Source organism: Bacillus sp. iso_77 (assembly GCF_056173625.1).
On record NZ_CM149683.1, the window covers coordinates 681,625 to 700,130 of the forward strand.

General features: G+C 38.4%; 13 protein-coding genes. 10 read left to right on the forward strand and 3 right to left on the reverse strand.

The features are described 5' to 3' along the window. Window positions 1-139: 139 nt before the first annotated feature. Window positions 140-1,621, reverse strand: a complete 1,482-nt coding sequence (gene putP, locus AC0VYC_RS03395) for a sodium/proline symporter PutP (protein WP_061418249.1) — start codon at window positions 1,619-1,621, stop codon at window positions 140-142. Between the two features lie 410 nt (window positions 1,622-2,031). On the opposite strand from putP, the gene gatC reads away from it, so the two are divergent. Genes gatC through gatB form a run of 3 tightly spaced genes read left to right on the forward strand, consistent with a single transcriptional unit; the run spans window position 2,032 to window position 5,238 of the window. Continuing rightward, the gene (gatC, locus tag AC0VYC_RS03400) at window positions 2,032-2,322 is read left to right on the forward strand and encodes an Asp-tRNA(Asn)/Glu-tRNA(Gln) amidotransferase subunit GatC (RefSeq protein WP_003213898.1); all 291 of its coding nucleotides are present in this window, start codon (window positions 2,032-2,034) and stop codon (window positions 2,320-2,322) included. Window positions 2,323-2,336: 14 nt separating this feature from the next. Then, window positions 2,337-3,794: an Asp-tRNA(Asn)/Glu-tRNA(Gln) amidotransferase subunit GatA gene (gene gatA, locus AC0VYC_RS03405; RefSeq protein ID WP_475389435.1), complete on the forward strand. Its 1,458-nt coding sequence runs from the start codon at window positions 2,337-2,339 to the stop codon at window positions 3,792-3,794. A 13-nt stretch (window positions 3,795-3,807) separates the two neighbouring features. Further along, window positions 3,808-5,238 (forward strand): Asp-tRNA(Asn)/Glu-tRNA(Gln) amidotransferase subunit GatB, encoded by a 1,431-nt coding sequence (gene gatB / locus AC0VYC_RS03410; RefSeq protein ID WP_007496855.1) that lies wholly within the window; start codon window positions 3,808-3,810, stop codon window positions 5,236-5,238. A 182-nt stretch (window positions 5,239-5,420) separates the two neighbouring features. Here the strand turns inward: gatB and AC0VYC_RS03415 are convergent, their stop codons facing one another. Then, the gene (locus AC0VYC_RS03415) at window positions 5,421-6,266 is read right to left on the reverse strand and encodes a TetR/AcrR family transcriptional regulator (RefSeq protein ID WP_039168537.1); all 846 of its coding nucleotides are present in this window, start codon (window positions 6,264-6,266) and stop codon (window positions 5,421-5,423) included. A gap of 131 nt (window positions 6,267-6,397) precedes the next feature. Between AC0VYC_RS03415 and AC0VYC_RS03420 the strand changes: the two genes are divergently transcribed. Continuing rightward, window positions 6,398-9,622: an efflux RND transporter permease subunit gene (locus AC0VYC_RS03420; protein ID WP_047946801.1), complete on the forward strand. Its 3,225-nt coding sequence runs from the start codon at window positions 6,398-6,400 to the stop codon at window positions 9,620-9,622. 228 nt (window positions 9,623-9,850) lie between these two features. Here the strand turns inward: AC0VYC_RS03420 and AC0VYC_RS03425 are convergent, their stop codons facing one another. Beyond that, window positions 9,851-10,804, reverse strand: coding sequence for a nucleoside hydrolase (locus AC0VYC_RS03425; RefSeq protein WP_144667874.1), 954 nt, complete (start codon window positions 10,802-10,804; stop codon window positions 9,851-9,853). Window positions 10,805-10,985: 181 nt separating this feature from the next. Between AC0VYC_RS03425 and AC0VYC_RS03430 the strand changes: the two genes are divergently transcribed. The 6 genes from AC0VYC_RS03430 (at window position 10,986) to AC0VYC_RS03455 (ending at window position 18,405) form a co-directional block, all read left to right on the forward strand. Continuing rightward, a complete protein-coding gene (locus AC0VYC_RS03430) occupies window positions 10,986-11,894 on the forward strand; it encodes a diacylglycerol kinase (protein WP_007496845.1) in 909 nt (302 codons plus the stop codon). 61 nt (window positions 11,895-11,955) lie between these two features. Next, entirely contained in the window at window positions 11,956-13,338 is a 1,383-nt protein-coding gene (rlmD, locus tag AC0VYC_RS03435) for a 23S rRNA (uracil(1939)-C(5))-methyltransferase RlmD (protein ID WP_475389439.1), read from the forward strand. Window positions 13,339-13,695: 357 nt separating this feature from the next. Then, window positions 13,696-14,979 (forward strand): SIR2 family protein, encoded by a 1,284-nt coding sequence (locus AC0VYC_RS03440; RefSeq protein WP_268507745.1) that lies wholly within the window; start codon window positions 13,696-13,698, stop codon window positions 14,977-14,979. Further along, entirely contained in the window at window positions 14,976-15,227 is a 252-nt protein-coding gene (locus AC0VYC_RS03445) for an ABC-three component system middle component 6 (protein WP_119124530.1), read from the forward strand. Before AC0VYC_RS03440 ends, AC0VYC_RS03445 begins: the two co-directional genes overlap by 4 nt. Continuing rightward, window positions 15,224-17,002 (forward strand): DUF2326 domain-containing protein, encoded by a 1,779-nt coding sequence (locus AC0VYC_RS03450; RefSeq protein WP_475389442.1) that lies wholly within the window; start codon window positions 15,224-15,226, stop codon window positions 17,000-17,002. Before AC0VYC_RS03445 ends, AC0VYC_RS03450 begins: the two co-directional genes overlap by 4 nt. Before the next feature lie 428 nt (window positions 17,003-17,430). Continuing rightward, window positions 17,431-18,405: a tRNA dihydrouridine synthase gene (locus AC0VYC_RS03455; protein ID WP_427244032.1), complete on the forward strand. Its 975-nt coding sequence runs from the start codon at window positions 17,431-17,433 to the stop codon at window positions 18,403-18,405. Window positions 18,406-18,506 lie beyond the last annotated feature (101 nt).

Genomic DNA, 18,506 nt, shown 5'->3' on the forward strand with positions numbered 1-18,506 from the left:
TTCACATCATGTATATGATCTTCTCACAGTCCATATGGCTGCACAACTTCTATTTTATTCAGAAACGGGAGAAAGAAAAGCATTTTATTTAAAAATAAAGAGAGTCATCCGCATAATGCAGATGACTCCTCATGTCTAGTTATTTTGTTTCTTCTTCGAGATGGTCTTCCATTTTGCTAAATAGCTTTTTAGAAGCTTTAGACGGTTTATTTGTTAAGAGGCTGACAATAATAGCAGTCAAACCACTTAAAATAAATCCAGGAACCATTTCGTACAATCCAGTCGTGTTGTTTAAGCCTGTTGAAATCCAAACGAGAACGACAACAGCCCCAACAATCATTCCGGCTAAAGCGCCATGATGATTCATTCGTTTCCAGTATAGACATAACAAGATGACTGGACCGAATGAAGATCCAAACCCAGCCCAAGCATAACCGACAAGGTCAAGAATGGTATCACTTGGGTTTAGAGAGAGACAAATGGCAACAATCGCTACGACTAGTACAGAGATACGTCCAATCATCACAAGTTCTTTGTCAGAGGCTTTTCTTCTAAAGAATGTACGGTATAAATCCTCTGTCATCGCACTTGCAGTGACAAGCAGCTGAGAAGAAATTGAACTCATAATTGCAGCTAAAATGGCAGAAAGTAAAAATCCAGTAATATATGGATGGAATAACACTTTAGAAAACACAATAAAGATGGTTTCTGGGTCTGCCAAAGTGGTGCTTGTTTCATGAACATAAGCGACACCGACTAAACCGACAGATAGTGAACCAATGACAGACACAATCATCCAGCTCATACCGATACGACGTGCTGGCTTTAAATCTTTTACAGTCGTAATCGCCATAAAGCGAACAATAATGTGCGGCTGTCCAAAGTAACCGAGTCCCCAAGCGAGGAAGGAAATAATGCCAATGACGCTCGTTCCTCTAAAAATATCAAGCAATTTAGGGTCAATCTGTTGAATATCATTGAATGTGGCAACAGGTCCACCTAATTGAGTAAAGGCAACGATCGGCACGAGCACTAATGCTAAAAACATAATAGCTCCTTGAACAAAATCAGTTAAACTAACTGCCAAAAAGCCGCCGAATAGTGTGTACAAAATCACGATACTAGAAGTTAAGATTAAACCAAACATATAATGAGCACCAAACGCTGATTCAAATAAGCGTCCGCCTGATACCATACCTGATGAGGTGTAAAGCGTAAAGAAAATCATAATGATGACAGCTGAGACAGCTTTCAATAAAGTAGATGAGTCTTTAAATCGTTTGTCAAAAAAGTCTGGAATGGTAATCGCATCATCAGCAACTTCTGTATACGATCTCAATCGTGGCGCTAGGAATAGATAGTTTAAGTAAGCCCCACTAATTAAACCAACAGCAAGCCATCCAGATGAAAGACCGGTTGTATACATAGCGCCTGGAAGCCCCATCAGCATCCACCCACTCATATCAGCTGCACCAGCAGATAGAGCCGTTACATAAGGACCTAACCCGCGTCCGCCTAACATATAATCATTCAAGTCATTTGTTTTTCTGAATGCATACCAGCCAATAGCAAGCATTCCAATAAAATAAATAGATAGAGAAATTACAATCTCAATACTCATGTTTCCATATCACCTTTTTCGTATTAATTTGACATCACCTCAATCAAAATATACAAAGAACAGCCTATTGAACTGTCTGCTCACTGCTATGGTTACTTAACCTATCAGAGTATTCCCAAGTGATCAACCTTCTTAAACATCCTCATCAGACAAAAAAATACGTCTATGCGTGATAAGCGTCTATATGTAAGCGCTTACTCAATTAAAAAAAGAAAAAATTTTCTGAAAAATAAAAAGTCACCTTGATGAATATTTTAGACAATGGCTGCACCACAATGACATATTAGTGGACAAAGCCTTTCTGGGCGACCTCGTAAAGTTGCTTTAGAACAGTAAAATTTGATATGATAAAGTGTATATGACTTATGATCATGACCACGAACACGTATCATTTTTGGAGGTGAACCTGCATGTCAAGAATTTCAATAGAAGAAGTAAAGCATGTTGCGCATTTGGCACGGCTTGCGATTACAGAAGAAGAAGCTGAGATGTTTACAGAACAGCTTGATAGCATCATTTCATTTGCAGAGCAGTTAAACGAGGTAGATACGGAAAACGTTGAACCAACAACACACGTATTAAAAATGAAAAACGTCATGAGAGAAGATGTTCCGAATAAAGGTCTTTCCATTGAGGCAGTCATCAAAAACGCGCCTGATCATAAAGACGGCTATATTCGTGTGCCATCAATTTTGGACTAAAGGAGGCCTGAGGCATGTCACTGTTTGACCACAAAATTTCTGAATTAAAAGAGCTTTTACATAAAAAGGAACTGTCTGTTTCTGATTTAGTGGACGAGTCTTATAAACGAATCCATGAAGTAGACGGGAAAGTACAAGCATTCCTAGCGCAGGACGAAGAGAAAGCACGTGCGTACGCAAAGGAATTGGACGAGGCCGTTGGTGAAAAGGACGAGCTTGGTCTATTGTTCGGTATGCCGATCGGTGTCAAAGATAACATCGTGACGAAAGATTTACGTACAACGGCATCAAGTAAAATCTTGCAAAACTTCGATCCTATTTACGATGCAACCGTTGTGAACCGCTTAAGAGAAGCGGAAGCTGTCACAATCGGTAAATTAAACATGGACGAATTTGCGATGGGATCTTCTACGGAGAACTCAGGCTTCAAAGCAACGAAGAACCCGTGGAATTTAAATACAGTTCCAGGTGGGTCAAGTGGTGGCTCAGCAGCATCTGTTGCAGCTGGAGAAGTACCATTCTCTCTTGGATCAGATACAGGCGGCTCCATTCGCCAGCCGGCATCATTCTGTGGTGTTGTGGGTCTTAAACCAACGTATGGCCGTGTATCTAGATACGGTTTAATCGCATTTGCTTCATCATTAGATCAAATTGGGCCGATTACGCGTAATGTTGAGGACAATGCATATGTTCTTCAAGCGATTTCTGGTGTTGATCAAATGGACGCAACGAGTGCAAATGTCGATGTCCCAGATTTTCTTTCTTCATTAACTGGCGACATCAAAGGCTTGAAAATCGCTGTGCCAAAAGAATATCTTGGCGAAGGTGTTGGCGAGGAAGCAAAAGAGTCTGTTCTTCAAGCGTTGAAAGTATTAGAAGGGCTTGGTGCAACATGGGAAGAAGTGTCTCTTCCGCATTCTAAATATGCGCTTGCGACTTACTACTTGCTTTCATCTTCAGAAGCATCTGCAAACCTTGCGCGTTTTGACGGTATTCGCTATGGCTACCGTACAGACAATGCAGACAACCTGATTGATTTATATAAAAATACCCGTTCTGAAGGCTTTGGAGACGAAGTCAAACGCCGCATCATGCTTGGCACATTCGCTCTAAGCTCAGGATATTACGATGCATACTATAAAAAGGCGCAAAAAGTCCGTACGCTGATCAAAAAAGACTTTGAAGATGTTTTTGAAAAGTATGATGTCATTGTAGGACCAACAACACCAACTCCGGCATTTAACATTGGTGAAAAGACAAGCGATCCACTCACGATGTATGCAAACGACATTTTAACGATCCCTGTTAACCTTGCAGGCGTTCCAGGAATCAGTGTGCCTTGTGGATTTGCAAATGGTCTTCCGTTAGGACTGCAAATCATCGGTAAACACTTTGATGAAGGAACCGTTTACCGCGTGGCTCACGCTTTCGAACAAGCAACAGATCATCATAAAGCAAAACCTGAACTGTAAGGGGTGAATCAGAATGAACTTTGAAACGGTAATTGGACTTGAAGTCCACGTAGAGCTCAAAACACAATCAAAAATTTTCTCAAGCTCACCGACGCCTTTTGGTGCGGCTGCCAATACACAAACAAGTGTCATCGATCTTGGTTATCCTGGCGTACTGCCTGTACTGAACAAAGAAGCGGTGAACTTTGCGATGAAAGCAGCAATGGCACTGAACTGTGAGATTGCAACTGATACAAAATTTGATCGTAAAAACTATTTCTATCCTGATAACCCAAAGGCGTATCAAATTTCTCAATTTGATAAACCGATCGGTGAAAACGGCTGGATTGAAATTGAAGTAGACGGCAAAACAAAACGAATTGGTATTACACGTCTTCATTTGGAAGAGGATGCAGGAAAACTGACGCACACAGGCGACGGTTATTCACTCGTCGATTTCAACCGTCAAGGTACACCACTTGTTGAAATCGTATCTGAGCCTGACATTCGTACGCCAGAAGAAGCGTATGCTTACTTAGAAAAATTAAAATCTATTATTCAATATACAGGCGTCTCTGACTGTAAGATGGAAGAAGGCTCACTGCGCTGTGATGCCAACATTTCTCTTCGTCCAATCGGCCGTGAAGAATTTGGAACGAAAACAGAGCTCAAGAACTTGAACTCATTCGCATTCGTCCAAAAAGGTCTTGAGTTCGAAGAAAAACGCCAAGAGCAAGTATTGCTTTCTGGCGGATTGATCGAACAAGAAACTCGCCGCTATGACGAAGCGTCTAAAAAGACGATCCTCATGCGTGTCAAAGAAGGTTCTGATGATTACCGCTACTTCCCGGAACCAGATTTGGTGGAGCTGTATATTGATGACGAGTGGAAAGAACGCGTAAGAGCATCCATTCCAGAGCTTCCAGACGAGCGCCGCAAACGCTACATTGATGAACTTGGACTTCCTGCATATGATGCAATGGTACTGACGCTGACAAAAGAAATGTCTGATTTCTTTGAAGCGACCATTTCAGAGGGTGCTGAAGCGAAGCAAGCATCAAACTGGCTCATGGGTGAAGTATCTGCCTACTTGAACTCGGCTCAAAAAGAGCTGGAAGATACGAAGCTAACGCCGCAAGGACTGGCTGGTATGATCAAGCTTATCGAAAAAGGAACGATTTCTTCTAAGATTGCCAAAAAGGTATTCAAAGAACTTATCGAAAATGGGGGCGACGCAGAAACAATCGTCAAAGAAAAAGGACTTGTCCAAATTTCTGACGAAGGTGCACTGCTCAAACTTGTCACAGAAGCACTTGATAACAACCCGCAATCCATTGAAGACTTCAAAAATGGAAAAGACCGCGCAATTGGTTTCTTAGTCGGACAAATCATGAAAGCATCGAAGGGCCAAGCAAACCCGCCGATGGTCAACAAGATTCTTCTCGAAGAAATCAAAAAACGATAAATTGCAAAAACCGCCTCATGGAAGAGGCGGTTTTTTTGTTGATGGATATGACAGGGTCTTATCACAGATTCAGACCACCGCCGTATATCAATTCATTGGTTCTTTTTTTATAATGAAGCATAAGCTTTAGCACATATTCGAAGGGGATAAAGGTGAACTAAAGTGAACATCGCCACGTATTGTCATTGGAGGAATAGCTTCAATTGTTCCACAGCTCTTTGGACAGCGGAGTCCTCACACGTTTCTAAATTTGTCAGCATCCCTTGAATGACCGGCTTGCGAGGCTCAGCTTTGGCCAATTCTTCTTCAATAACTTCAATGGATACAAGGGTATCATCCGAAAGCAGATGCTCAGATTTTAACAATCGAAGCTCTTCTTGAAGAGTAGCGGCATTTGGCGCTTCATCATCCCAAATGTTTTGCTTCAGAATCGGCTTCGCATGAGAACGAAGAAGCCCATGAACCAAATCATCAAATCGGTCAAGAATAAAGGATGAGAGCTCATCACATGATAATTGCATCTGATCTTGCAAAAGCAGTACTTGCACATAAGATTGGATGATTCCTTGAATCATGACTGACAGGTCAGTTATATATGGTTCGATCTCCTGTCCATATGTGGTCAAAATAGAAATTTGGATTTCATCATTCATCTGCTTTTTAACCGTTTTGGAATACTTTTTAATTTGCTGGTTTTCCGGAATAATGTTCTCGCTGAGGATCAAAATGATAAAATCCTTGTTCTCAGCAAAGTGCTGGAACTGTTCAGCGATTTGTTTCTGAAAGATATCTCTAGGCGCAAGATGTTGATTTTCTTTTCGAATCTTTTCAATACTTTGCATAGACGTGTCGATATAATATTCAAACGCTCTGTTGAAAAGCTGTTCTTTTGATTTGAAATGCAAATAAAATGCACCTTTAGAAATTCCGCATTCATCTGCAATTTCCTGAATGGTCGTAGAAGAAAAACCTTTTTTCGCAAACAACTGAATGCTTGCTTTAATGATTTTTTCTTTTTTTTCGTTCATGAAATAAGGCCCCTTCAGCTTTAGAATGTTACGTCAAACGCAAGTGAAATGGTTGACGGCATTGTATATCACCGTTTATTATGATATAGAATGACCAGTCAGTCAATACATAAAGGAAAATGGAGGACATAATGAATTCGATCATCAATTTTGTATTAAAGAACAAGTTCGCTGTATGGCTCATGACGATTATCGTAACAGTTGCTGGTCTATATGCCGGATTGAATATGAAACAAGAATCAATCCCGAATATCAACACTCCAGTCATTACGGTTTCTACAACGTATCCTGGCGCAACGCCGGACGAAGTATCAGATAAGGTGACAGATCCAATTGAGAAGTCGATACAAAATCTCAATGGGGTGAATGTGGTCACTTCTAATTCTTTTGAAAATGCCTCATCGATTCAAATCGAGTACGATTACAATAAAGATATGGATGAAGCAAAGAAGGAAATTGAAGATGCCATTAGCAATATCAATTTCCCAGAAAATGCAGAAAAACCAAAAATCGCACGCTTTAGCATCAACGCGATTCCAATCTTAGCTCTTAGTGTTTCTGGTGACAAAGAATCTTTACAAGACCTGACACAAAAAGTGGAAAATGATCTTATTCCTTCTCTTCAAGGCTTAGATGGTGTCTCTTCTGTCGAAGCTTCTGGACAACAAATCAAAGAAGTAGAATTTTCTTTTAAACAAAAGAAATTAAAGGAATATGGTTTAGATGAAGAAACTGTCCAAAACATGATCAAAGGCTCTGATGTCAATGTACCTTTAGGGTTATACACATTTGGCAACAAGCAAAAATCAGTCGTAGTGGATGGCAATATTTTAAGTGTTAAAGATTTGAAAAACATGCGAATTCCTGTTACACCAAGTGCAAGCGGCGGTGCGGGAAGCGCAGGAGCTGGAGCGCCTTCTAGCGGCTCAGGAAATGCAGGAGCTCAAGGTGCTGATCAACAGGCTGGAAGTGCAAGTCAGCAGCAGGCAGCAGCTCAGCAGCAAACTGGTGCAGGTGCAGCAAGCGGTCAATCGGTAGAGCTGCCGACGATCAAACTTTCTGAGATTGCAGATATTAAAGTCGTGAAAGATGCAGAATCGATTTCTAGAACGAACGGAAAAGACAGTATCGGTCTGCAAATTGTCAAAGGCTCTGATGCCAACACAGTGAGTGTAGCAGAAGCAGTCACAAAAGAACTTGAAACATTCAAAAAAGACAATAAAGGAATCAAAGTCAGCACGACATATGATCAAGCAGAGCCGATTAAAGAATCCGTCAGCACAATGCTGAACAAGGCGATCATCGGAGCAATCTTTGCGATCATTATCATCATGTTGTTCCTTCGAGATATCAAATCAACATTAATTTCGGTCATCTCTATTCCGTTATCCCTGTTGATTGCTGTTTTATTATTAAATCAGCTAGATATCACATTAAATATCATGACACTTGGTGCCATGACAGTCGCCATTGGACGTGTTGTCGATGACTCGATTGTCGTCATAGAAAACATCTATCGACGAATGGCGTTAAAAGATGAACCGTTAAAAGGCAAAGCACTCGTTAGAGAAGCCACAAAAGAAATGTTTATTCCGATTATGTCTTCGACGATTGTCACAATTGCGGTATTCTTGCCATTAGCGCTAGTGGGTGGAATGATTGGTGAACTATTCATCCCATTTGCATTAACCATTGTGTTTGCTCTAATGGCTTCACTACTTGTCGCCATTACAATCGTTCCAATGATGGCTCACAGCCTATTTAAAAAGAACCTGTACGGCAAAGCGAAAAAGGTAAAAGAACACAAACCAAGCAAACTTGCTGGTGGTTATAGACGTGTACTCAATTGGACATTGAACCATAAATGGATCACGTCAGGAATTGCGATTCTGATGCTGATCGGAAGCTTATTCCTCGCACCACTTGTCGGTGTCAGCTTCTTACCACAGGAAGCAGAAAAAACGGCAATGGTGACATACACGCCAGAGCCTGGACAAACAAGAGAACAAGCCATTGCTGAAACGAAAAAGGCAGAAGATTACTTAATGAAACGTGATCATGTCAATACGGTTCAATATTCATTAGGCTCTTCAAATGCGCTGACAGCAAGTGTTGGTGGAAACTCTAACGGTGCATTATTCTTCGTACAATACGACGAGGACACACCGAACTTTGATAAAGAAAAAGATCGTGTGGTTAAAGCCCTGCAGGACAAAACGTCTAAAGGGGAGTGGAAATCACAAGACTTCTCATCTGCTGGCGCAAGCAATACAGTGACGTACTATGTGTACGGTGACAAAGCAAGTGATATTGAAGGCACAGTCAAAGATGTCGAGAACATTTTAAAAGATGAGAAGAACTTGAAAAACGTCAGCACAAGCTTATCTGAGAAATATGACGAATATACGTTTAATGCAGATCAAGAAAAACTGGCGAAACTAGGCTTGACCGCTTCACAAATCGCACAGGCGATCGCTCCTCAAAGTAATGAAACAACGTTGACGAAAGTAACAGAGGACGGCAAAGAACTAGATGTGAAGCTTCAAACGGAAAAAGATGAATACAAGAGTAAAAAAGATCTAGAGAATAAAAAGATCACAACACCAACAGGACAACAAGTCCGAATTGGCGATGTGGTGAAAGTGAAAGATGGCACAACAGCAAACACTGTGACAAAGCGTGATGGGAAGATTTACGCTGAAGTATCTGGTGACATGACAACAGACGACGTATCAAGTGTGACACAAGATGTCCAGAAGAAAGTTGACAAGCTTGATTTAAAATCTGGCGTTACGATTGATACAGGCGGTGTAAGTGCGGATATTGAGGAATCCTTTACACAGCTAGGACTCGCAATGCTTGCAGCGATTGCTATTGTATACCTCGTTCTCGTCATTACATTTGGCGGAGGTCTTGCACCATTTGCGATTCTGTTCTCACTTCCATTTACGATTATTGGTGCACTCGTTGGATTGTTTGTAGCGAAAGAAACCATCAGTTTAAATGCCATGATTGGATTGCTGATGCTGATCGGAATCGTTGTAACAAATGCCATTGTCTTGATTGACCGAGTGATTCATAAAGAAAAAGAAGGACTTTCAACAAGAGAAGCCTTACTTGAAGCAGGTACAACAAGATTACGCCCAATCTTAATGACGGCACTTGCGACAATTGGTGCATTGCTGCCACTCGCATTAGGTTTTGAAGGCGGAAGTCAGATCGTATCAAAAGGGCTTGGCGTCACCGTTATTGGCGGTTTAACAAGTTCTACACTTCTCACATTGGTCATCGTGCCAATCGTGTATGAAATCTTAAGCAAGTTTAGACGTAAGAAAAAGTACGCTGAAGAAGAGTAAGAGGAAGCCCCGCTCATGAGCGGGGCTTCAGCGTGTAGACAAACCCTCGCATTCTTTGTCAGTCCTGCGTGCCGGTGCTCACGAATGTCAAATTCGCTCCGCGCCGGTACTCGTCCTTCCTAGACTGCAAAGGTTTTCTATCACGCTGAAAAGAAGACAAAGGGCTAAAATCAAGTTCATTTTAGCCCTGTGTCAACAATTTGAGCCCCGCTAATAAGCGGGGCTTTTTTATGATGAAATCTGACAAACCGCTTTTCTCATAAGCTCTTCAAAGGCTTGGAAAAAGGCATCTCGATCAACGTGGTCAATGACTTGAATCGATTTTCCATCTGGATGTTCTTCAGTACGTCCTTGTCTTGGCGATTCGGTATAAACAATTGCATTCATTTCTTTTGAACGGGTAAATGAGGTGGATGCAAGAGTGATCGTGGTCAGCACATCCCATAAGTAGTAAGTCGAGTTCGTTTCGTGATGAATGAGAGGCGGACAAAAGGCATAACATTGTCCAATAAAGTCAATCCCGATGTGAGAGCGAAGGGAAGCCCATCGTTGACGGACATCGAGTGTGAGCGGGACTTGATTCGTGCTTTCCAGTGCGACCATTTCAATTGGAAAACGCTCTTGAAATACGGTGCTCACTGCATAAGGGTCCCAAAAAGCATTCCATTCTGCTGTTCCATCATGCTCGGGTTCTTCGACATTGCCTTTTTCAAGGAATGTGCCACCCATCCACACCAGTTTCTCAATTTTATTTGAGATGGAAGGATCTTCTTCTAACGCGCGTGCAAGGTCTGTAAGCGGTCCTGTAAAGAGCAGCGTAACAGGTTCGGTTGACTTTTTCACCGTTTCAATCAGGTGAAGATGTGCAGGAAGCTTAGATACTTTTGTATCAATAGCGCCTTTTTCATTTAAAATCGGCAGGGCATCTACATAAAAAGCATGCATGCGCCATTCCTTTGGAAATGGATTCACACCTCTAGAATTGGAAGCGGCGACTTCAATCTCATATGGGCTAAAACGATCAATAATTTTCTGAGAAGCGCTCAGCGCAGGCTCTAAATAACAATCAGCAGGAATCACAGACATCCCGATCACTTTCAGGTGTTCCATTTGAAGAAGTAGAAATAAGGACACGAGATCATCAACACCGCCGTCATGATTGAAATAGACAGGCTTTTTCATGGCATACCATCCTTTTCATCGTTTTCTTTTATCTTATCAGAATGCTGATCTGCTGAGGGAAACGTACCGTGAGATTTCAAATATTAGGGGGTTGTTCTGTTGCCATTTTCAAATCTCATAGTATAATTAAAGGTTGTTAGTGGTGAAAATAGATTGCATAATGATAATAGGATGATGATGAATGAAACGTGCTCGAATTATATACAATCCGACATCTGGACGTGAACTCTTTAAGAAGAATTTACCGCAGGTTTTGCAAAAATTTGAACAGGCTGGCTATGAAACATCTTGTCATGCGACGACATGTGCAGGAGATGCAACACAAGCAGCCGAAAAAGCCGCACAGAGAGATTTTGATTTAATTGTAGCAGCTGGTGGAGACGGCACGATTAATGAAGTCGTCAATGGATTAGCACCGCTTGAAAAAAGACCAAAATTAGGAATCATTCCAGTTGGAACGACCAATGACTTCGCAAGAGCACTTGGCATTCCAAGAGAAGATATTTTAAAAGCGACAGATGCCATCATTGATGGTGTAGCAAAGCCGCTTGATATTGGTAAAGTGAATGGACAGTATTTCATTAATATTGCGGGAGGCGGCCGATTAACAGAGCTGACCTATGAAGTGCCTAGTAAGCTGAAAACCATGCTAGGACAACTTGCGTATTATTTGAAAGGCATGGAGATGCTTCCTTCCATTCGCCCGACAGAAGTCGAAATTGAATATGACGGCAAATTGTTTCATGGAGAAATCATGCTGTTTCTTGTTTCACTAACAAACTCAGTAGGCGGCTTTGAAAAGCTCGCACCAGATTCCATTCTAGATGATGGGATGTTTGACCTGATCATTCTAAAGAAGGTCAATCTAGCAGAAGCCATTCGAGTGGTCAGCCTTGCACTCAGAGGCGAGCATATTCATGATAACAATGTCATCTACGCAAAAGCGAATCGCGTGAAGGTAGATGTAAAAGATAAAATGCAATTGAATTTAGATGGTGAATACGGCGGCATGCTGCCAGGTGAATTTGAAAACTTGTATCGCCATATTGAATTTATTGTGCCAAAAGCAACAGCTGAAAAAATAGGGTGAAGACTGAACTTGGTTCCTTATGGCGACCAAGTTTTTCTTTGCAAATGAGGTGATAAAATTGGTGAAAATGAAACCGCCTGTTGAAAAGAATGAATACTACAATGTAACCTTCGAAGATTTAACGCACGAAGGTGCAGGTGTAGCGAAAATTGAGGGTTTCCCTGTGTTTGTACCGAATGCCCTTCCTGACGAACAAGGGAAAATCAAAGTCACACGTGTCAAAAAAGGATTTGCTTTTGGACGACTCATGGAGCTGACAAAGGAAAGTCAGCACAGGCAAGATGCGCCATGTCCTATCTATAAGCAGTGCGGAGGCTGTCAAATTCAGCACATGAGCTATGAAGGCCAGCTGCTTTTTAAACAGAAACAAGTAAAGGACGTATTTGAGCGGATCGGCAAGCTTGATATGAGCCGTGTAAAAGTTCATCCTGTACTCGGCATGGAAGACCCTTGGAATTACAGAAACAAAGCACAAGTACCAGTTGGTGAACGGGAAGGCGGACTTGTTGCTGGATTTTATCAGCAGCGTACCCATGAAATCATTGATATGGAAAAATGTTTGATCCAGCAATCAGAAAATGACGAAGTGGTACAGGCAGTAAAAGACATCTGCAATGCGTTTGGCATCAAAGCATATAACGAAGAGCGGCATAAAGGCTGGCTGCGTCATGTCATGGTTCGCTACGGCATGGCAACAGGTGAAATGATGGTTGTGTTTGTCACAAGAACGGCTGATTTTCCGCAAAAGCAACAAGTGATTGAGCAGATTATAGCACGCTTCCCACACGTTCGGTCAATTGTGCAAAACGTGAATTCAAAGAAGACAAATGTCATTTTCGGAGACGAAACGACCGTTTTATGGGGAGAAGAATACATTTATGACGAGATTGGCGACATCAAATTTGCTATTTCAGCCCGCTCGTTTTATCAAGTAAACCCAGCTCAAACAAAGGTGCTTTATGACAAAGCGCTGGAATATGCCGAGCTGCAAGGAGAAGAAACCGTGATCGATGCGTATTGCGGAATCGGTACAATTTCCTTATTTCTCGCACAAAAAGCAGGCAGAGTATATGGCGTAGAAATTGTGCCAGAAGCGATTGAAGATGCAAAACGCAATGCTGCCTTAAACGGGATTAACAACGTTGAATTCGCAGTCGGTGAAGCAGAAACTGTTATCCCAAACTGGTACAAAGAAGGTATCAAAGCAGATACGCTAGTGGTCGATCCACCAAGAAAAGGCTGTGATGAAGCACTGCTTGATACGATTTTAAAGATGAAACCAAACCGTGTTGTGTATGTGTCCTGTAATCCTGGGACGCTAGCTCGTGATTTGCGTATTCTTGAAGATGGTGGGTATGTGACGGAGGAAGTGCAGCCGGTGGATATGTTTCCGCATACGAGTCATGTGGAGTGTGTGGCACAGTTAGTTTTTAAAAATGATTGATGGTGATTATAGTCCCTCAACAGTACAAAGTTTTAGTGAATCTTAGTACCGTTTTTTCAGTTATTTAAATTTTAAATAAAAAAGCTCAGTATATCTATTTAAATGTAAAAATTTTAAAGTCGTTCAAAGATGGCAGCAATTTTACTTATTGTGTGGATTAATGCCATCTTCTTTTTTAATTCTTCTGTATCTAACTCTCCTCTTCTCTCCTATATGTGCTTACTTAATAAAAATTTCTCTTAAATCTAAACGTAACATGGATTTTTTGAATTGAAAATCTATAAATAAACCAAAAAATTACCAAAATTTTAATTTTTATGGTAATCTATGAATAAGAATATAAAAAAGGTGATTAAAGTGGAAAACGAATTCTTAATACCTAACTCATTAATTGAAAATGCAAAAAATAATAATCTTGTATTCTTTATCGGTGCTGGATTTTCGAGAGATTTCGGCTTCCCAGATTGGAATGGGTTAGTGAAATTAATGTTAGAAAAGATTATTGAAGAGAACTCAGAATACAAACCATTTATAGAGCTCCTTGAGAACAAAACCATGGGAGTATTAGATATCTTAGAATATATAAAAAGTGAAAAAAGAATTATAAGAGATACTATATATAAGAGATTTAAGTATGATAGTAGAAAAGAAAAATTATTGGAAAAACACAGAAAGTTATTTAGAATCTCCAAAAAAATAATTACTACTAATTATGATCAATTATTGGAGAAAGCTGCAAAAGAACAAATAGAAAAGATAATATACACGAACGAACATTTAATGGGACAAATTCATAATCTTAACGAATTTATTCTAAAAATCCATGGTGATCATGAGTCTGCTGGTGATTGTGTCTTATTAAGAGAGGACTATGAGAAGTTATATGACCAAGATAATGCTACTCTTGCTCAAATGAAAAATATGATTGCTAGTAAGACAATTCTTTTTATTGGATTTAGTTTATCAGATCCTTATGTAAGCAACGTATTTGAGTATATTAATAAACTTTACAGTGGATATCATGAAAGAAGTTTTATTTTATCTGTTAATAATGAGGACTTCACAAAATATAACGTTAAAAATATACAATTAAAAGATCATGATCAGATTGTTCCTTTTCTTGAACAACTGAGTGATATGTTAGAGAGAGAAAATACTGTAGTTACCAAAAAGGAAAAAGGTTTAGATGAAGATATAGATGAAGATGAGTTTAAAAGCTTTCTTTTAGAGTTTAATAAAAGTAAAAAAAAAGCAATGGAAATTCTAGATTTAAATGAAGAAGAAATAGAAAATAAGTATGAAAAAATGGTTTGTAGCGAGAGTTTTAGGAAAGAAATTGAAACTTATTCCGCTTATTTTCCATCAATTGATGAAATTATGATGACACCAAGTTATATTGATTTTGATAAAAAGACTATTATTACTAGTACTGTGAGATCTAGCTATAATAGGGTTCATAATTGTTTTAACACTGGTGAAAGTATTTTTGAAGCTACTGTTGATGAAATTTATAAAGAATACTCAAGTGAACTTTCTTATAATAAGTCTAAGTTGCGATTTTACATCAAGATTTTAGTGTCATGGGCTATTATTGGATGTGACATTTTTAATGAGGATAAACGGAAAAAGGTGTCTTTATGAATTTTTTTACAATGCATAAATATCAAAGTTTAGAAGAGAATTTATTATACGATGCAAAGGTGCTGTATTTTCTTTTGGATGATAATAAATCTAAACATTTAGATAAGCTTTTCAATGAGTTTTCGCAAAAACAAGGTATTGAATTAAATATAAATATTGAAAGAGTTTTATTCTTATCATTGGCATTTTTGTATTCAATGGGATTAATAACATCAGATAGCAATATGATAAAGAGGGTAAAAAAATGATTTTAAAAGAATTATCAATATATTCCTATAAAGAGAAGAAAGTTTTAAATACTTATCAATTTAATGAAAAAGGTGTAAATATAATTTTAGGCGAAAAAAAAGACGAAAAAGATGAAGCGAATGGGGTTGGAAAGACTACTATGATAGAATGTCTTTCCTTCCTTTTAGGTGAAGAAATAAACGCATATTATAAAACTAACAAAATGTTAATAAATAAGGGTATTCTAATTACACTGAAGGTTAATTCTAACGAAATTGACAGCTTTTTAGCTAGGTTCATTAACACACCCGATAAGGGATATATATTATGGGATAAAAATATTTGTTATGATCTAAATGAATGGGATATATATGAAGAGAAAGATTACAAGAAGAAAATTCAAAAAGAGATTTTAGGCGATGAAAATAGCGATATTTCATTTGCTTCAATAAGGGAATATATTATAAGAGATGAACAAAACGGTTTTATAAAAAACTCATTGGGAATATCAGATAGAAATGCAACTACAGAAAATAAGATTCTAGCTTTCTTATGTAATTTGCCTTACAATTCAGAAACAGAAATAAAAAAAATAACTAAAAATATAAATGATTTAAAAGATAAGAAAAAAATACTTTCTACTACAATCGGAAAAACTATCTCTGAATTAAAATCTGAAAAATCTAAGTATAGAAGCAAAATTCAAAAGCTTGAAAAAAATATAAATTCAATTGATATAAACAAACAATATAATTTAAAAGCCATAGACTATAGTAAAAATAAATCGGAATTAAATAATATTCAAAATGAACTTTTTAAACTAATGCATGTTAAAAATCAATATAAACAGAATATCGAAAATTTAAAGAAAAAAGTTGAGGAAATCCAAGCACTCAGTGACATTGAACCTTTCTATAAACAGCTATTGGGATGGTTTCCTAATGAAATCTCGAATAATTACGATAAAGTGAAGAATTTTTATGATTTTATGGTTGAAAATAGAGGGAGTTATTTTGAAGGTAAAATAAAAAACATAGATGAGAAGATAAACGAACTATTTAAGGTGAAAGACAAATTAGAAAAAACTTTGAAGAATGATTATAAGATACTTAAGAATAGTAGTCTATTAGAAGACATAAACTCAATGATTGCAGATAGAGAAGAGTTAAATACTAAAATAGCTGAGATAAACATTCAATTAGATAATCATGATAGATTAAAATCAATTACAAATCATATAAACGTCTTAAAAAGCGATCGGTTAACATTAACTCAACAGAAGACAGATGAATTTAATTCATATGAAAAACATATCGAAAGTTTGGAAAAATTATTTCAAACGTTGTCTGAACTAGCTTATGATACTGCTGGAGTTTTCGATGTTCAATTTGAGAATAATGTAAATGATAGAAAAAAATCTATAACTGGTAGAGTAAAAATAGAATGCAGTTTGCCTGACGATTGTTCACACGGTATCAATTATATGAAATTAAATATGTTTGATTTAACATGGTTTATTTCTTCTTTGGAAAACTTTGGAGGTCACAACATTAACTTTTTAATTCATGATGGCTCATATTCAAAGCCAAATCCCTCTGTAAAGGCAAGAATTTTGAAGTTTATTAATAAAAAAATTAATGAGATAAAAAAGGGACAGTACTTCGTAACTTTGAATAAAGATGAATTACTAAAAGGGGATTTGGATTTCTTCGAAAAAAACGGGTATATTGTTGCGAAATTAGAACGAACAAATGATAACACAAAAAGGTTTTTTGGTTTTAAATTATATGATTAAGAAAACAGGAAACAAAAATAATTTTTTGTTGAAAAGGAAGAGTCATTTTATATTAGTATCATTAAAAGCTGTTTTAATACTGCTTCTATATTTTTAGTCGTTATAGTCACCTTTGAAAATTTCAAAGAAAAGTATTTAACTTATGTTAAATCTGTAGAAAGTCTGGTGTTCGATCAATAAATAAATGTATTTAATATCCTAATCTCTTAGAAAATATCGAGATAGGGATATTTTATTTTCAATGCACTTTTTAAATAGCGGTAACCGGAGTTTGAAAAATTAATTTCATCCCACATTTCGCTTTATAATTTCCTTTTTTGCAATTTTGCCCGGTTCATATTAAAGTATATAATGATAAAAATTGCTGAAAGAATTTACAGAAGGACAAGCCCTTTAGGCGCTATGTCGTGAGAGGAATTGGATGAAAGATGAGTAAAAATTTCTGGCGTGATTTACCACGGCCATTTTTTATATTAGCACCAATGGAAGAAGTGACAGATGTTGTGTTTCGTCATGTTGTGAGTGAGGCGGCGAGACCGGATGTGTTTTTTACAGAGTTTACGAACAGTGAGAGCTACTGCCACCCTGATGGCATTCAAAGTGTGAAAGGCCGTTTAACGTTTACAGAGGATGAGCAGCCGATTGTTGCTCATATTTGGGGAGATAAGCCTGAGAACTTCAGACAAATGAGTATTGGAATGGCGGAGTTAGGATTTCAGGGGCTCGATATTAATATGGGCTGTCCTGTCCCAAATGTCACGCAAAACGGGAAGGGTAGTGGATTGATTCTTCGCCCAGACGTTGCGGCAGAGCTGATTCAAGCGGCAAAAGCAGGGGGATTACCTGTTAGTGTGAAAACAAGACTAGGGTTTACAGAGGTCGATGAATGGCGTGGTTGGCTCAGACACATTTTGAAGCAAGACATTGTGAATTTATCGATTCATCTTCGTACTAGAAAGGAAATGAGCCAGGTAGATGCGCACTGGGAGCTCATTCCTGAAATTAAAAAACTTCGTGATGAAGTAGCACCTGATACGCTTTTGACAATCAATGGTGATATTCCTGACCGTCAAACTGGCTTAAAGCTTGCTGAACAGTATGGAGTGGACGGTGTGATGATTGGGCGTGGGATTTTCCATAACCCATTTGCTTTTGAAAAAGAGCCGAAAGAGCATACGAGTGACGAACTGTTAGGTCTTTTAAGATTACATCTTGATCTTCATGATCAATATTCATCACTAGGTTTGCGTCCATTCAAGGCACTGCATCGTTTCTTTAAGATTTATGTAAAAGGATTCAGAGGAGCGAGCTTCCTAAGAAACCAATTAATGAACACATCATCAACAGATGAAGTGCGTGCAATGCTAGATGAATTTGAAGCGAGAAACCAGGAACAATCATGATGAAAAAGAGGAGGGGGAACCCTTCTCTTTTTTTATGAACAGGACTATTAAACTAGTTCTCTCAAATGGTAAAATGAGATAGAAATAACAATTGGAGGTAT

Coding starts and splice junctions, on each gene's coding strand:
- AC0VYC_RS03415 (WP_039168537.1), bottom strand. CDS start 6,266: ATGAACGAAAAAAAAGAAAAAATCATTAAAGCAAGCATTCAGTTGTTT.
- AC0VYC_RS03455 (WP_427244032.1), top strand. CDS start 17,431: ATGAGTAAAAATTTCTGGCGTGATTTACCACGGCCATTTTTTATATTA.
- AC0VYC_RS03420 (WP_047946801.1), top strand. CDS start 6,398: ATGAATTCGATCATCAATTTTGTATTAAAGAACAAGTTCGCTGTATGG.
- putP (WP_061418249.1), bottom strand. CDS start 1,621: ATGAGTATTGAGATTGTAATTTCTCTATCTATTTATTTTATTGGAATG.
- gatC (WP_003213898.1), top strand. CDS start 2,032: ATGTCAAGAATTTCAATAGAAGAAGTAAAGCATGTTGCGCATTTGGCA.
- gatA (WP_475389435.1), top strand. CDS start 2,337: ATGTCACTGTTTGACCACAAAATTTCTGAATTAAAAGAGCTTTTACAT.
- AC0VYC_RS03445 (WP_119124530.1), top strand. CDS start 14,976: ATGAATTTTTTTACAATGCATAAATATCAAAGTTTAGAAGAGAATTTA.
- gatB (WP_007496855.1), top strand. CDS start 3,808: ATGAACTTTGAAACGGTAATTGGACTTGAAGTCCACGTAGAGCTCAAA.
- AC0VYC_RS03450 (WP_475389442.1), top strand. CDS start 15,224: ATGATTTTAAAAGAATTATCAATATATTCCTATAAAGAGAAGAAAGTT.
- AC0VYC_RS03425 (WP_144667874.1), bottom strand. CDS start 10,804: ATGAAAAAGCCTGTCTATTTCAATCATGACGGCGGTGTTGATGATCTC.
- AC0VYC_RS03430 (WP_007496845.1), top strand. CDS start 10,986: ATGAAACGTGCTCGAATTATATACAATCCGACATCTGGACGTGAACTC.